The sequence below is a fragment of the Mycobacterium colombiense genome, assembly GCF_003284975.1.
GTDB lineage: Bacteria > Actinomycetota > Actinomycetes > Mycobacteriales > Mycobacteriaceae > Mycobacterium > Mycobacterium europaeum_A.
In genome coordinates this window covers 1-14,482 of sequence record NZ_QMEU01000112.1, presented here as the reverse complement: position 1 = coordinate 14,482, position 14,482 = coordinate 1, and the positions used below count along the sequence as shown (strand labels likewise).

Below are 14,482 nucleotides of genomic sequence, written 5' to 3'. Positions count from 1 at the left end.
CCACCGCGGCGGGGGCGGCCTCCGGGGCGGCGGCCTCGACGGGCGTGGTGAGCAGGGAACTGAGCCCGATGCCCAGCAGCAGTGGAATCAGGAACGGCGCGGTCAGGATCGCGCCCCAGGTCGGCCAGCCGACGGCGTTGAAGAACACCTGGTAGGCAACGAAGAACAGCAGCGGCCCGTTGGCCGCCAGGAACGCCGGCAGATTCGAGAAGAAGTCCTGCAGCATCTGCTGAATGTTCTGGAAGAAGTCCTGCAGGAACTTCGACAACTGCTGGATGAAGTTCTGCCACCAGTCCCCGGGGCTGTTCTGCGATGCGTTGGCCGCCAGGCTGTTGGCCTGCCCACCGGGATTGACGATGGACGGCGCCGCCGTGGTGCGCGGCGCGGCGGCCAGGGCCGAGCCCGACACCGCCTGGTAGGTGCCCATGGTGGTGGCGGCCTGGACCCACATCCGCGCATAGTCGGCCTCGTTGACCGCGATCGGAATCGTGTTGATGCCGAAGAAATTCGTCCCGACCAGCACCGCGTGCACAGTGTGGTTGGTGGCCAGTTCCGCCAGCGTGGGCATGGCCGCCAACGCGGCGGTGTACGCCGCCGCCGCGACCTCTTGCTGCGCGGCGGCGCCCGCACTGTCGGCGCTGGCCTGCTGCAGCCACGCCAGGTACGGCAGGTGGGCCGTCACGTACTGCTCGGCGCTCGGCCCCTCCCAGGCACCGGCCTGAGCCTCCCCCAACAGCCCACTGAGTTCGGCTGCCGCCGAGGCGTATTGGGCGCTGAGCGCGGTCCACGCGCCGGCGGCCGCCAACAGCGGCCCCGGCCCTGGACCGGCGCTCAGTAACGCCGAATGCACCTCGGGTGGCGACGCCATCCAGATGGGCGCGATGGGGGCGGTCATGGTCAGGCGCCCGCGATTCCGAACGTCGCAGCGGCCGCGGTGTCTCCGGCGAGGTAGCTTGCGCCCGCTTCGCCGACGCCGACACCGGCGCGGCCCAACTCTTCGACGCCCTGGGCCGCCACGGCGGAGTGCTCCTGGCCCTGGGCGCTGAATCCGACGGCGGTTTGCAGCGATACCGGATCGACCGCCGGCGGCACCACCGCCGTGATCGCCGGGGCCGCCGCCGCATGCGCGGCCGCCAACCGGGCCGTCAGGGCCTCCACCGCCGCACTGGTGGCGGCCAGACCTTCGGGAACCACTCGCAAGGTCATCTCTACTCCTCCCGTTGCGCTTCACTTGCCATTACGGACTCCCCGATCAACGGGTTGACCAACTGCACGTACGTCGGGGCATCGCTGTCGCCCAGCAGGATCGCCCGCCCCGCGGGCAACCGGCCGAATCGTTGACCGCGGATCTTGCCGCTGTCCTGCGGGTTGCCCGCCAGCATCAACGTGGTCGCCTGCAGGTCGTTGAAGCGGCGCAGCAGCGGGTTCGTCATCAACGCGTGCCCCGAGCCGGTCGCGCGTGCGGTGACGATCACCCGCACCCCCAAATCGGCCGCCTGCGACAGCAACCCGATCAGCGGTGTCCACGGACGCTGCCCGACGTACGGCCCGCTCATTGCCGGTGAATCCGGTATCTGGTCCACGTCGTCGATGATCAGGTAGTGGGTCTGGCCCGCGAAGCTCCAGCGAGCCAGCTCGGCGGGCGACAGGCCGGCCGGCGGACGCCGGGATTCGATGAGGTTGGCCAGGCCCAGCATCGCCGGGGTGATGCGGTCGACGTTGGCCGTGTACTCGTTGTCGGCGAACAACGGTTCGTCGACGAGGTGCAGTCGCCGATCCAGCACCGTGAAGGCCACCTGATCGGGAGTCGAGTGCTCGCGGACCGTGCGAATGAGGTGACGCAGCAGCGTGGTCTTCCCGGACTTGCTGTCCCCGAACACCATCAACAACGGGTTCTCGGCGAAGTTGATCACCACCGGCGCGAGATCCTCCTCGCGCTGGCCGATGACGACCTGCTCCGGCCCGCGATACAGCGACCCGACCGACTCCGGGGCGAGGTTGGTGGGCAGCAGCCGCACCGGCGGCGCGGCCAGGCCCGGGTAGCGGTCGTTGATGGCTGCCACTGGGTTTGTTTCCGCGTCCAGCGCGGGGCTGGCGAACAGGAAATGCTCTGCGGCCATGGTCAATCCGCGGCCGGGCTGGTCGTGCGGCACCGCTTCGGCGGGCCGGCGCAGCGCGCCGACCACCCGCACGTTGCTGTCCCGCGGATCGTGCAGCTTGAGCTCGAGGCGCAACCCGAGCCCGTCGCGCATCGCCAGCGGCACCTCCAGCCAGCTGGGGGTCGTGATGACGACGTGGATGCCGTACGCCAGACCGATGTTGACCAGCTCGCTGACCTTGGCCAGCAACGGGTTTCGGGTGTTGAACTGGTCGGTGTTGTCGCGGCCGAACGCATAGAGGTTGTCGATGACCAGAAACACCTCGCCGAAGCCGTCGTCGTGTGCCGCGCCGCGGGCGTCCCGGAACGCCTCTCGCCGTTGCCGCGACAGCAGCAGCTGTTCGAGTTCTCCGAAGGTCCGCCGGATGCGTTCGGGCTCGAGCGCCGAGGCCACGCTGCCGACATGCGCCAGGCCTTCGAGTGCCCGCAGCTTGCCGCCGCCGTAGTCCAGGCAGTAGAAGGTGACCTCGCGCGGCGAGTGCAGGTTGGCCGCGGACAGGATAAACGTCTGCAGCGCAGTCGATTTGCCCGACTTGGGGCCGCCGTGGATGACGACGTTCCCGGCCGACGAGGCGGCGTCGAACACCAGCGGGTCGCGGCGCATCTCGAACGGCTTGTCGATCTCACCGAGCGGCCACTGCCATTGCCGGGGCGGCACGCCGGCGCGCGCCAGCATGGCGGTCAGCGGGATCGGCTCGTCCAGCGGCGGCAGCCACAGTTGCGGCGCCCGCGGACCGTAACCCGCCAGCTGGTCGCCGATGGTGGCGATCAGCTTGCGCGGCGGCCCGGCGAATTCGTCTTCCTCGGGGGCGGTGATCACGGTGTCCTGATCCGGTTCGACGCGTCCGGCCGTGAACAGCTTCGGCTCCGGGATAGACGGCACCACAAACGATTTGGCCTTCTGCGGCGGATCGTAGATGCCATCGACATAGGTGCTGCGGAACTTGATCGGCGTCGCACCCGGTGCGGGCACCAGGAAGCCCACGCCCTTGTGCTCCTTACCGGATTCGATGTGGTAGGCATCCTCCACACCGATGATCTGGCGGGAAACGCTGGGGCTGGCCACCTTCAAACCGATGCGGTAGGAGGTGTTCTTGTCGATGTCCTTGATCTTGCCGACGTCCAGCGTCTGCGAGGCGAACAGGATGTGGATGCGGAACGAGCGGCCCTTACGCGCAACGTAATCGAACAACTCGGCGTATTCGGGATGGTCGGCCAGCATCAGGGTGAACTCGTCGGCGACCACGAACAGCGTCGGGATCGGCGGCAGGTCGTGCCCGGCCGCCACGGCGGCCTCGTATTCCACCACCGAGTTGAACGCGCTGCCCTGCACCTGGCGGCCCGCCTCACGCAGCAGCGTCTCGCGCCGGGCCACCTCGCCGCGCAGCGTGTCGGCGAACCGGTCGGCCAGCGATTTCTTCTCCGCCATGTTGGAGATGACGGCGACCACTTGCGGGAAGTTGCGGAAGCTGTCGGCCCCGGCCTCACCCTTGAAGTCGGCGTAAATGACGATCAGCCGGTCCGCCGAGTGAGTCGTCAACAGCGACAACAGGATCGACATCAGCGTCTGGGATTTACCCGAACCCGTCATACCGATCATCAGCCCGTGCGGACCCATGCCGCCCTCGGCTTCGTCCTTGAGGTCGAACATCAGCGGCTCACCGGTCGCGGTGACACCGATCGGAACGCGCAGCTCGTCCTCGCGACGGCGCGGCGCCCACAGCGTGGGCACGTCCAATTGGGACGCGTCCGAGATGCCCAGCATGGTGGTGAACGTGGCACCGCGGGTGGCCGCCGAGCGCAGCCCGGTGTGGGTCGGATTGGAGTCCCACCGCGACAACTGGCGGGCCAGGTGCGCGGCCTCGTCGGCGCCGAACTGGTCGGCGTTGTCGATGTAGGGCTGCCAGCCGCCGGTCTGCCAGCGCTCTATCGCGCCGTTCGCGACGCGCAGGATCGGCTTTTCGGGGTCCGAATACTGCTCCCGGTTGGGCGCCGTGGAGCTGCGGTGCACGACGGTGACGCCCGCCCGGCCCAGCGCCAGCGTCGACGCGTTCAGGTCATAGTCGGGGTCGTCGACGACGATCAGCAGGTGACGCAGCGCGTCGGCGGGCTCGCCGGTGAACGCCGGGCGGTCAACGAGCGCCGGGCCCAGGCTCGCGACCAGGTCGTCGGCGTTGGTCGCCATGAAGCGGGCCGGCCCGACCCCGTCGACCTCACCGGGAACGTCGATGTGCGGCAACCACTTCAGCCACGACCAGTCCGGGCCCTCCAGGTCGGGGGTCACCAGCGCGACCCCGAGCACGGTCGGGTCATGCCAGGTGACCGCCTGCGCGATCCAGGCCCGCAGCGTCGCGCGCGCCTCGTCTTCGGCGCCCAGCACCGTGATCCGGGAGACCTTGGTCAGGTCGATTCCGGTCGGCACGTCGCGCACCGTGCGATGGGTGTCGAGCAGGCTGCGTAATGCGCTGTGCGACACCGGCTCCAGATCGATTTCGTCGGCGGTGTCGTTGACCCGCAGGGCGGTGGCCAGCGGCACGTGGTGACGCCCGGCCCGCAGCACCAGGAAGTCGGGATCGTGTGGGTCACGCTCCCACTGCCGGCGGGATCCCGGCACGGTCGCCAGCGCGGCGGGCTCCGGATGGGACCACTGCGCGGCGGCGCGCTGCGCGGCGGCCTGGGTGCGGATGTTGTCGCGGACCACCGACAGGTAGCGCAGGTAGTCGGCGCGTTCGGCGTCGACCTCCTCGGTGCGCATCTTGTTGTCGTTGCCGCGATACATCGCGGTCGCGGCGAGCAACAGCACGAACGGGAAGAAGAGCGTCTGCGGAGAGATCAGCCGCATCCCGGTGGCGAACAGGGCGACGATCATGCCGACGATCAGGATCACCAGCACATAGGGCATAGCCCGCCGCAGGAACGACGGCGGAATGACCCGGGGCAGCTCGGGCGGGGCCTCGATGGCGATGGTCCCCTTGCGGGTGACCGGCGGCGCCAACCGGCGGCGCGCTTCGTAGATCAGTCGGCTCATCGGGGGGCTCCCTCGGCTTCCCTGGCAACAGCAGCCACACGGCCGGGCTTCTGGTCGGGCGTCAGCCCGTCATGTGCCAGCAGCGCGTCGGCGCGCGATAACGTTGGACCATTGGCGAACAGCGACAGCACCGACCACGGAATGGGGACGGGCGCCCCGCTAAGGCCAAGGGCCTCAACGGTTTTGCCGTGACCGGCGGCCGAGTGCTCGGCCTCGTTGTCGATCCCGTAGCGGACGCCGGTGTCGGACACCCAGAACAACGATCCGGTGCCCGGCGAGTCGGGGCCGCCGCCGACAGTCTGGGTGAAGTAACCGGTGCCGGGCGCCAGGGCCACGCGGGTGGCCACCGCACCGCTCGTCGCGGCACCGCCGCCCACCAGGTCGACGGTGTGGATCGATTCGGCGATCGGCAGCGCCGAGCCGGACAGCAGGTTCAACGAGCTGGTCGCGGCCCCGGCCGGCTTGCTCCAGTAGGCGCACGTGACGGGGGACTTGCCCGCGTCGAGAACGCTGACCGGTTGATCCGGATAGCGCGCGGTATCCAGCATCCGCGACACGGGCAACTTGGCCACCGCGTCGGCACCTAGCCGCGGCGGTTGGTCCAGCCCATAGGAATTGGTGTTGCGCAGGATCGCGGCGAGCACCGGCGAGATCTGTTGCAGGCCGTCGGGCAATACCGCGTAATAGCGAGGTGCACCCGAGGAGCTTTGATCCAGGGCGTAGGAGACCACCACCGCGCCGATCGGTGCGGGCGCGCCGAACGGTGCCGGGGCACCGGCGTTCGGGATGCCCGGCGCCGTGAGCGACGGACCCTCGGGGATCGCGTTGAACAAGCCCAGCGCGATGGGCCGGGGCGCGGGTATCTCGGAGTTGTTCTGCCCCAGGCCAAGTGCGTTCGTGATCGCGTGGTCGGTCAGGTTGATCTGCGATCGTTTGCCATCCCACAACAGCCAGGTGCTGCCATCCCGCTCGACCAGGATCGCCTGCCGCGACGCGAGCGTGGCCGCGCGGGCACCGCTGCTGTCCGGGCGGCCCGCGATCACCGTGACGCCGGTGCTGTGGGCGGCGTGCCCGCCCTGGGCCGGCTCGCTGATGGCGTCGCACACCGTCCAGTTCGCGTCGCGCGAGGGGTTTTGCACCATGCGTTCCGGTGCGCCCGGGATGCCGATCAGGTTGCCGCGCGGAAAACGGTCCAGCTCAGTGCTTTTCACCATGGTGGGATCGACCGGGTGGCCGGTGATCAGCCGGGCGGAGGTCAGGTTGAGCACGGGATGCAGGTCGTCGCCGACACGGACATAAAGCGCGGCGGTCGACCGGTCGGCCAGCACGGCGTTGGTGCCCACCGTGCCGCTGGGCCGGATCAGGGAGAACACGAAGCAACCCGCCAGGCCGGTGACCAGCAGGACCACGCCCATCGCCACCGCGCGCGACTGGGTGCGCAGCGGGTCGACGAGCATTCTGGTGTCGTGCAACGCGATACCGGAGGCGATCCGGCGCATCACGAACCGCCAGCCGCTGACCTGGTGGCGGGTGACGAAGCCGCGGCGGTACTCGACCTGGTCGGGGTTGTCGTTGACCGGCGTGCGCGAGGCGAACGAACGGCGGTCGTCGGACTCGTTGCTCATGCCGGCACCGACAGGCCAAGGCCGCGCAGCAGCGGCTCTACCGACCGTGCGACGTCGTCGTCGGTGATCGTCATCAGCTCCTCGTCACTGAATTCGCCGGTTCCGGCGTGTTCCGAATGGTCGAGCCGGAACTCTCGTTCTTCTTCGGAGCGTTCGACGATGTTTCGGACGAATCGGCCGTTACCGGCGATGTCCAAGTTGCGTCGCGAGATGCCGTTGGCATCCGGGGTCGACTCGGTGGCCAACTTCGTGAACAACGCCTCCATGTGTTCGAGCGCGGCCGGCTCGAAGATGCTGTCGCGCTGCTCGGCCATCGTGTTCGCGATCTCGACCAGCTCCGACGGCGCGTACGAGGGGAAGTCGATGTTGCGCGTGAACCGGGAACGCAAGCCCTCGTTGGTATCCAGGAACTTGTCCAGGTCGGCCCGGTAGCCGGCGATGATGACCACCAGGCGGTCGCGGTCGTTCTCCATCCGCGCAAGCAGGGTGTCGATGGCCACCAGCCCGAAGTCGTTCTTGGCGCCCGTGGCGACCAACGCGTAGGCCTCGTCGAGGAACAGCACGCCATCGAGTGCGCTGTCGATGATCGCGTTGGTCTTGGCCTCGGTCTCGCCGATGTGCTGGCCGATCAGGTCGGCGCGGTGTACCTCTCGGATGTTTTCCCGCTTCAAAAGCCCTAGGCCGCAATAGATCTTGGCGACCACGCGGGCGATGGTGGTCTTACCGGTTCCGGGCGGGCCGGCGAAGACCAGGTGGTGGGCACGCTGCGCGACCGCCAGGCCGCGCTGCTTGCGGACCAGTTCCATGGCGACCGAGCTCTTCAGCCGCGACACCTGGTTCTTGACCTCGTCGAGCCCGATGAATTCGGCCAGCTGACGTTCCGCCTCGTGCAGCAGCACGGCTTTGCGTTCGTGCGCGGCGGGGTCGACGAAATCCTCTGCGCTGGGCTCGGTTTCGGGATCCCACGGATCGGTACGGGCTTCGATGCGGGCCGCCGTGGTGGTCACGATGCCGAAGCTCGTGTCGGTCAGCGCCTGTTCGACTTGCTCGTTCTCGGGATGCGCGGCGTACAGATCCTGCAGCACCTCGCTCGCCGAGTCCTCGTCCACGTGCGCACGCAGCACCAGCGCCTTGGCCAGCGCGCCGTCGACGGCGGCCACCGCAACGGGACCGTCGGGCTCCTCCAGATACGACAGCGATGGCGCGAACATGCCCAGCCGGGCCAGGGCGGTGCCCAGCGCGATCTTGGCGGCGTGCGAGAACGCCTCGTCGAGATCCGCGTCGTTGACGATCGGGGTCAGCAGCTTGACGACGTCCGACCAGCGCTCGGCGCGGTAGTTGATGACGACGGACACCCAGCGGGCCTCGCGCCACTTCGGGCGAAGCGCGGTCAGGCCGGCGACGATCCGGGCGGCGTCAGCAAATCGTCCGGCCGTTGCCAGCGCGGCCGCGTAGGCGAGCTGGAACTCGTCGGGGGTCGCGGCGCGGAACTGCAGATACAGCCCGGTGTCGTAGCGGAAGCCCAGCGAACCGGGCGCCAGGTCCACCTGGCGTTGCAGCGTGCCCGCGGTCGCCACGGTGCGCGATACCGCCTCGAGCACGCGCAGGGAGACATCGCCGGCCGCGGCCAGGCCGGTCCACGCGTCGCACTGGTCGTGGGCGATGCGGGTCAGCGCGCTGAAACCGGAGCGGGCGGCGGCCAGATCCGCCGGCCGCTGCCGTTGGTAGACGACGATGCCGAGCGCGCGGCAGCACGTGGCGAACCGGCTGACGACGTCCTCGTCCACCCGCGCGTCCACCCGCGAATTGACGGGCTGAGCTGTGAGCATGCCGGTGTCACCGAGTTCCACGGCCGCGACTTTTCATGTATGTAGTCTCCCCTAACTTAACCCGCCTGAAGTTAGCATTGCATAAGCTAACTGTCGAGGCGTTTGGGCCTGTCCGGCTCACCACTGCACTGCCCTTCTTTTACCGCTGTTGAGGATGCTTAAGGGAGCGATTCTCCGCTTTTTCGGCATACTCACAGCCGCACGTCGGGCGGTCTCACAGCAAGGCCCTACCCTAATGAAAATCATTTTCATTATCAACCCGGGTCGGCCGTCCCGGAACCGTCGGCCCCGACCGGGCGGATCGGGGACGCAACGGTCCGCACCGGCGCGGTCATGGCAGCGACTCCTTGACGATGGGGTGAGCTCGACGGTCGCCACGACCGGACTGCCGGCACGACGATCACGCAGCCAGTAGTCGGCTGGCGGGGCGCAAAAGTTCCGCGCTAATCGCTTTGCCAGCTGCCCGGCCACATCGGCGCCGAGGGCCCGTAGCCGAAGGCGTCACCGGTCTGCCTGGTCAGCCCGGCCGTGTCGGCGGTCTGCGCACGCGCCGATTCACGGAGAACTCATGAAAAACCGGCCGCGATCGTGATCACGGCCGGTTTTCGTTGCGACGCGTCACTCTCGGACGGCGCGCACCAGGGTGTTGCGGGCGATCATCGGGCCGGCCTCGGTGTCCGGGCCAGGCACCGGACGCCCGACCTCGCGCAGGTAGTCGGCCAGCGGAGTGCCGACCGCGGTCCAGCCGTGCCGGCCGAACCAATCGGTGGCGGGTGCGTGCTGCTCGTTGTAGACGAGCTGGAAGAACACCCGGCCGTCGCCCTGCTCGGTGGCCGCCCGTTCTTCGGCCACGGCGGCCTCGAAGTCCTCGGGCTCCAGCGGGGCGCCGTCCTCGACGGCGACGTGACTGCCGTGACCGGCCAGGCCGTCGATGCCGGTGAACAGCTGCTCCTGGGCGGCCGCCGGGAGATAGATCAGCAGGCCCTCGGCGATCCACGCGGACGGCTTGGTGGGATCAAAGCCGCTGTCGCGCAATGCTTGCGGCCAGTCCTCACGCAGATCGATGGCGATCTCACGGCGCTCGGCACGCGGTTGGGCGCCGGCATCGGTGAGCACCTCGCGCTTGAAGTCGAGCACCTGCGGCTGGTCGAGCTCGAAGATGGTCGTCGCGGCCGGCCAGTCCAAGCGGTAGGCGCGCGAGTCCAGGCCTGCGGCCAGGACGACCACCTGTCGCACTCCCGCGTCCGCCGCGCGGCGGAAGTATTCGTCGAAGTACCTGGTGCGGGCGCCCTGGAAGTTGACGAAGTTCTCGCCGAAGTCGGCGGTCTTCAGCTGGTGGTCGGGGTCCTTGCCGTCGAGCACGTCCGCCCACGAACCGCCCACGGCGCGGCAGAAGACCTCCGCGTATGGATCGACGGCCAGCGGGTCCGGTTTTTGCGCCTCCAATGCCCGCGCTGTTGCCACGAACAACGCGGTGGAGCCCACGCTCGTGGTGATGTCCCAGGTATCGCCTTCGCTTCGCACCCGACCCACACTACGCCGCGCCACCGACACGCGTGTTCCGGTGGCGCGCAACACGAATGGCCTCGTCGCGGCAACCGACCGTCAGCGCCGGCCGTAGCGCCGGTGGAACTTCTCCACCGGTCCGGCGCTGTCGACGATGCGGCGGGCGCCGGTCCGAAGGGATGTGAATCCGAGGTGACCTCGACGACGATCATGGATAGGTGCGGGTCCCGTGCGGTGTTTGCCACTCGACGGTGCGCGAACTGTGAAGCGTCGATCGGGTCAGGAACATCGCACCGGTGGTTGCGTCTTGGAAGACGACGGGGTGGTAGTCGGGATGCACGCCGGGCTTCATGACGGGTCGGTATCCTGCCCGATGTGCCGGGCCGCGTTGTCGGCCGCTTCCGCCCGCTCCCCGCACGGCTCCTCATGCCAGTCACCGAACGGGTCGTCGTAGCCGACCCAGTCACGCGGACGGCTCATCTCCTCGTCGGTCAGCAGCGCGCCATGCAGGCCGTCGAGGATGTCGGCCGGTTTCGCGCCGCACACCAGGATGGTCATCGCCGTGTGCCGATCGCCGTGCCGGTCATCCCAGGCCAATTCGGCGAAAGTTCGTCGCTCCGCGTCGATTCCGTCGAGCTCGGGGCCACCCATGACGGCCAGCCACTTGCCAGCCGAGCTGACCCGCAGCCCGGCGCCGGCCGATTCCAACCACATCGCCCGGTCGGGCTGGCTGGCCAGCCAGAGCCGCCCGCGGGTTCTGATCACCCCGTCGAGCAGCAGATCCAGGCAGGCGTGCAGGCGTTGCGGATGGAAGGGCCGCCGGGAACCGAACTCCACCAGGCTGATTGGACCGCGTGACTCCAGCGGGGGCTGACCGGCCAGCAGCGGCCCGTGCGGGTCGTCGCTGCGGCCGCGGCGCGCGTCGCGATACAGGTTGTTCAGCGCATCCTCGAGACCGTCGGCACCCACCTGCAGGCGAGCGCGCGGGGACAACCGGCGCAGCGCGGCGGCGACGAATGGATTGGGACGGTTGAGCACCACCACATCGGCGAATTCGGCCTGCCCGATCACCACCTGGGCCTCGGTGCGCCCGTCGTCCAGTTCGTCCTCACCCAGCGATTGGTTCAGCCACGCCGACGAATCGACGCAGGTCACCACCGCGGCGATCGACACGTCCAGGGCCGCCGGCCCGTCGACGTATCCCGGTGCCACGCGCACCCGAACGTGCTTGATGGCCAAACAGATTGGTTCTGGCTCCAGCCATGGCCCCAGGTGCACGACGATCCGGTCGACGTCGTGGCGCCGGTGCAACTGACGCAGCAACACCAACAGGTCGTTTCGGATGGTGCACGAGATACAGCCATGCGCGAGTTCCAGGCCGCTCTCGTTGGACGTCAAGACGCCGTCGGACAGCGACGCTGTCGTTCGGCGCACCACATGACCGTCGAAGGAGTGCTCGACCACCAGCGTTCCCGGGGTGCGCAGCAGCGCACCCACGACGGGGTCGGTGTTCCTCTGGCCGGCGACCAGGATGACGGGCGTCTGCATCGTCCTCCTTATTGATAATGATTTTCATCTAGGCCCCACTTACGGTACCGTTCGGGCCAGGCCTTGTCGAAAACGATTTTCAATAAGCGCAATGGAGGTGCACGTGTCCGCCCACTGCCAGGTGACCGGCCGCCTACCGAGTTTTGGTAGGGCGGTGTCGCATTCCCATCGCCGGACGCCGCGGCGCTTCTCCCCCAACATCCAGCGCAAGACGTACTACCTGCCCTCCGAAGACCGCCGGATCCGGCTGCGCGTCAGCGCCAAGGGCATCAAGGTGATCGACCGCGACGGCATCGAGGCGGTCGTGGCCCGGTTGCGCCGCGAGGGGCAGCGAATCTGATGGCCCGCAACGAGATTCGTCAGCTGGTCAAGCTGCGCTCCACCGCGGGCACCGGATACACCTACATCACCCGCAAGAACCGTCGCAACGACCCCGACCGGCTGGTGCTGCGCAAGTACGACCCCGCCATCCGCCGCCACGTCGACTTCCGCGAGGAGCGCTGAACATGGCCAAGAAATCCAAGATCGTCAAGAACGAGCGCCGTCGCGCGATCGTGGCGCGTTACGCGGAGCGCCGGGCCGAACTCAAGGAGATCATCCGCGCACCGGCGAGCACCGCCGAGCAGCAAGCGGCGGCACGAGACGCGTTGGCCCGCCAGCCCCGCGACGCCAGCGCCGTGCGGGTCCGCAACCGCGACGCCGTCGACGGCCGTCCCCGCGGCCACCTGCGCAAGTTCGGGTTATCGCGGGTGCGGGTCCGCGAATTGGCGCACGCCGGGCAGCTACCCGGCGTGCGGAAGGCGAGCTGGTGATGACCCGGAAAGCCGCCCGCACCCGCCGGCTCGGGGGCCATCAACGCCGGAGGGGGGGTCATGGCAATTGACGGTCAGCGCGGATAGGCATACGGATTCGGCGGGGCGTCGACTCGGGTGACGGCGGTAGCCTGCAGCGTCGGGATGGCCGGCGAATTCGGTTGCCGCGGTGCGGGTATGACCTGACCCTGCACCCGGAGCCAGGTGTTGTCCGGTAGGCCCGACGCACCCCCCGCGGCCGGGCCGCGCAGATGGATGCGGGCCAGCTGGGCGTCGGCCGCACAACAAATGATGACGATGCGGCCAAGGTCGACGCCCTGCGCCTCGTTGAGCACGAAGCCGGTGACGGTGATCGTTCGGTTCGTCAACGACCCGGTCGTGTCGTGCGCTTCTCGCATCAGCACCTCGGGCAGCGAGACTTCCGGCGCATGGCCCGACGGCAGCGGTGAAAATGATTTGCTCAGAACGTCATTGGACACCGACGTCACCGACGGGGCGGCCGCCGAGGGCCGCAGCGCCGGCGGCGCCACGAACATCAGCACCAGCACCGCGACCACCAACAGCCAGGCGACGGGAGTCCGGTGGGAATGCTCGAGGCCGTGCTCACCGGCCGCGGCACCGGTCCGGGGGCCGCCCCGGCGGATGTCGCCGATGATCGCCACCAGCGCCAAACCGATGAGCACCACCGCCGATGCGGCGAGCCACGGCAATAGGCCCGGCTTGACGTACCGGGTGAACACGCCCGACGCGGTGATCATGGCGATGCTGATGCCCACCAACAGCAACACCGTGTTCTCGGCTTCGCGACTCATCACCGGGCTCCCAACACGAAAAGCCCGATCACACAGGCACTCACCGTGGCCACCACGAACGTGCACGGCGCAAAGCGTGCGGCGAACGCCCGGCCGAACATGCCGGCCTGCATGGCGAACAGCTTGACGTCGACGGCCGGGCCGACGACGAGGAACACCAGCCGGGGCAACAGCGGCACCATCGTCATGCTGGCCGCCACGAACGCGTCCGCCTCCGAACACAACGCGAGCACCACCGCCAGGGTGGCCATCAGCGCGACCCCGAGGGTGAGGTCGGTCGCCAGATGCGCGAACACCCACTGCGGCACCGCCACATGAAGCAACGCCGCCGCCGCCGCGCCGAGCACCAAATACGATGCGGCCTGCAGGAAGTCGTGACGGGCCGCCTCGGTGAAGACCACCCAGCGCGACTCACCCTGCGTCGCCGCGGCGGGCAGCCGACGGGTGATCCATTCCGGCCTGCCCCACCGCGACCACGCCCAGCCCATCACGACCGCGGTCAGCAGCGACGCCCCCATGCGGGCGAAGACCATCCCGGGTGCACCCGGAAACGCCACGGCCGTGGCCACCAGCACCACCGGGTTGATCGCCGGCGCGGCCAGCATGAACGTCAACGCCGCGGCCCCGGTCACCCCGCCTTCGCCGAACAACCGGCGCGCCAACGGAACTGACCCACATTCGCAGCCCGGCAGCGCGACCCCGCCGACACCGGCCGCCACGACGGCGAGCGCCGGCCGGCGCGGCAACCAACGCGCCAACCGCTGCGGCGACACGAACGTCGCGATCAGCCCGCTGACCACCACCCCAAGCACAAGAAACGGAATCGCCTGCACGAAAACCCCGCAGAACACCGTGCCCACCGTCGAGAGCGCCGCGCTGTTGAAGACCGCGTTGCGCAGGGGCGTCGCGGCCAGCGCGCAGCCCAACAGCAGGGCCACCAGCACTTCCATCGACCCCGGCCGCAACCTGCGCCCGGACTTCAGCGTCTGCACCGCGTCATTATCGCAGCGCGCGCCGGGGTCGCGACGGCCTCCGGATCGTCCCGGTGCTAGGCGTCGCGGCCTTGGCCGGGCGCCGCCGCGCCGTCGGGACTCCAGGTGCCGGGCGTCATCGGCGCCGTTGGGCCACCGCCGAACTCGTCGACGGCCAGCGTGGTCAAACCGG

Annotated in this window: 13 protein-coding genes and 2 pseudogenes; 3 read left to right on the top strand and 12 right to left on the bottom strand. The window is 68.9% G+C overall.

All coding sequences use genetic code 11. The features are described from left to right. From DQP58_RS22675 to mrf, 9 genes and pseudogenes are all read right to left on the bottom strand, one after another. Nucleotides 1–895, bottom strand: an 895-nt coding sequence (locus DQP58_RS22675; RefSeq protein ID WP_205869515.1) for a PPE family protein, incomplete at its 3' end; no start/stop codon positions are given. A 2-nt stretch (nt 896–897) separates the two neighbouring features. Then, a complete protein-coding gene (locus tag DQP58_RS22670) occupies nt 898–1,206 on the bottom strand; it encodes a PE family protein (RefSeq protein ID WP_064953654.1) in 309 nt (102 codons plus the stop codon). A gap of 2 nt (nt 1,207–1,208) precedes the next feature. Then, the gene (gene eccCa, locus DQP58_RS22665; RefSeq protein ID WP_112710416.1) at nt 1,209–5,186 is read right to left on the bottom strand and encodes a type VII secretion protein EccCa; all 3,978 of its coding nucleotides are present in this window, start codon (nt 5,184–5,186) and stop codon (nt 1,209–1,211) included. After that, the gene (eccB, locus tag DQP58_RS22660; RefSeq protein ID WP_112710415.1) at nt 5,183–6,811 is read right to left on the bottom strand and encodes a type VII secretion protein EccB; all 1,629 of its coding nucleotides are present in this window, start codon (nt 6,809–6,811) and stop codon (nt 5,183–5,185) included. Before eccB ends, eccCa begins: the two co-directional genes overlap by 4 nt. Then, a complete protein-coding gene (eccA3, locus tag DQP58_RS22655; RefSeq protein ID WP_205869514.1) occupies nt 6,808–8,661 on the bottom strand; it encodes a type VII secretion system ESX-3 AAA family ATPase EccA3 in 1,854 nt (617 codons plus the stop codon). Before eccA3 ends, eccB begins: the two co-directional genes overlap by 4 nt. 422 nt (nt 8,662–9,083) lie before the next feature. Further along, nucleotides 9,084–9,173, bottom strand: a pseudogene (locus tag DQP58_RS27685) (hypothetical protein); the annotation flags it as partial. Nucleotides 9,174–9,258: 85 nt separating this feature from the next. Continuing rightward, a complete protein-coding gene (locus DQP58_RS22650; protein WP_112710414.1) occupies nt 9,259–10,164 on the bottom strand; it encodes a class I SAM-dependent methyltransferase in 906 nt (301 codons plus the stop codon). An 81-nt stretch (nt 10,165–10,245) separates the two neighbouring features. Then, a pseudogene (locus tag DQP58_RS22645) lies at nt 10,246–10,498 on the bottom strand (type B 50S ribosomal protein L31). After that, entirely contained in the window at nt 10,495–11,694 is a 1,200-nt protein-coding gene (gene mrf, locus DQP58_RS22640) for a ribosome hibernation factor-recruiting GTPase MRF (protein WP_112710413.1), read from the bottom strand. Before mrf ends, DQP58_RS22645 begins: the two are co-directional and overlap by 4 nt. A gap of 103 nt (nt 11,695–11,797) precedes the next feature. On the opposite strand from mrf, the gene rpmB reads away from it, so the two are divergent. Genes rpmB through rpsN form a run of 3 tightly spaced genes read left to right on the top strand, consistent with a single transcriptional unit; the run spans nt 11,798 to nt 12,506 of the window. Then, the gene (rpmB, locus tag DQP58_RS22635) at nt 11,798–12,034 is read left to right on the top strand and encodes a 50S ribosomal protein L28 (RefSeq protein ID WP_112710417.1); all 237 of its coding nucleotides are present in this window, start codon (nt 11,798–11,800) and stop codon (nt 12,032–12,034) included. After that, a complete protein-coding gene (rpmG, locus tag DQP58_RS22630; RefSeq protein WP_112710412.1) occupies nt 12,034–12,198 on the top strand; it encodes a 50S ribosomal protein L33 in 165 nt (54 codons plus the stop codon). The genes rpmB and rpmG overlap by 1 nt, the downstream gene beginning before the upstream one ends. A 2-nt stretch (nt 12,199–12,200) precedes the next feature. Next, nucleotides 12,201–12,506 carry a 30S ribosomal protein S14 gene (gene rpsN, locus DQP58_RS22625; RefSeq protein WP_112710411.1) on the top strand — a complete coding sequence of 102 codons (306 nt, stop codon included), beginning with the start codon at nt 12,201–12,203 and terminating at the stop codon, nt 12,504–12,506. Nucleotides 12,507–12,580: 74 nt separating this feature from the next. Here rpsN and DQP58_RS22620 read toward each other — a convergent pair whose 3' ends face one another. Genes DQP58_RS22620 through DQP58_RS27290 form a run of 3 tightly spaced genes read right to left on the bottom strand, consistent with a single transcriptional unit; the run spans nt 12,581 to nt 14,477 of the window. Further along, nucleotides 12,581–13,318 (bottom strand): TIGR03943 family putative permease subunit, encoded by a 738-nt coding sequence (locus DQP58_RS22620; protein ID WP_112710410.1) that lies wholly within the window; start codon nt 13,316–13,318, stop codon nt 12,581–12,583. Next, the gene (locus DQP58_RS22615) at nt 13,318–14,310 is read right to left on the bottom strand and encodes a permease (RefSeq protein WP_112710409.1); all 993 of its coding nucleotides are present in this window, start codon (nt 14,308–14,310) and stop codon (nt 13,318–13,320) included. Before DQP58_RS22615 ends, DQP58_RS22620 begins: the two co-directional genes overlap by 1 nt. A 56-nt stretch (nt 14,311–14,366) precedes the next feature. Next, entirely contained in the window at nt 14,367–14,477 is a 111-nt protein-coding gene (locus tag DQP58_RS27290; protein ID WP_430916542.1) for a hypothetical protein, read from the bottom strand. Nucleotides 14,478–14,482: the final 5 nt, after the last annotated feature.

What these genes read in the sequence shown, in the direction of transcription:
- eccB (WP_112710415.1), bottom strand. Translation starts at nt 6,811, where the DNA reads ATGAGCAACGAGTCCGACGACCGCCGTTCGTTCGCCTCGCGCACGCCG.
- mrf (WP_112710413.1), bottom strand. Translation starts at nt 11,694, where the DNA reads ATGCAGACGCCCGTCATCCTGGTCGCCGGCCAGAGGAACACCGACCCC.
- rpmG (WP_112710412.1), top strand. Translation starts at nt 12,034, where the DNA reads ATGGCCCGCAACGAGATTCGTCAGCTGGTCAAGCTGCGCTCCACCGCG.
- rpsN (WP_112710411.1), top strand. Translation starts at nt 12,201, where the DNA reads ATGGCCAAGAAATCCAAGATCGTCAAGAACGAGCGCCGTCGCGCGATC.
- DQP58_RS22670 (WP_064953654.1), bottom strand. Translation starts at nt 1,206, where the DNA reads ATGACCTTGCGAGTGGTTCCCGAAGGTCTGGCCGCCACCAGTGCGGCG.
- eccCa (WP_112710416.1), bottom strand. Translation starts at nt 5,186, where the DNA reads ATGAGCCGACTGATCTACGAAGCGCGCCGCCGGTTGGCGCCGCCGGTC.
- DQP58_RS22620 (WP_112710410.1), bottom strand. Translation starts at nt 13,318, where the DNA reads ATGAGTCGCGAAGCCGAGAACACGGTGTTGCTGTTGGTGGGCATCAGC.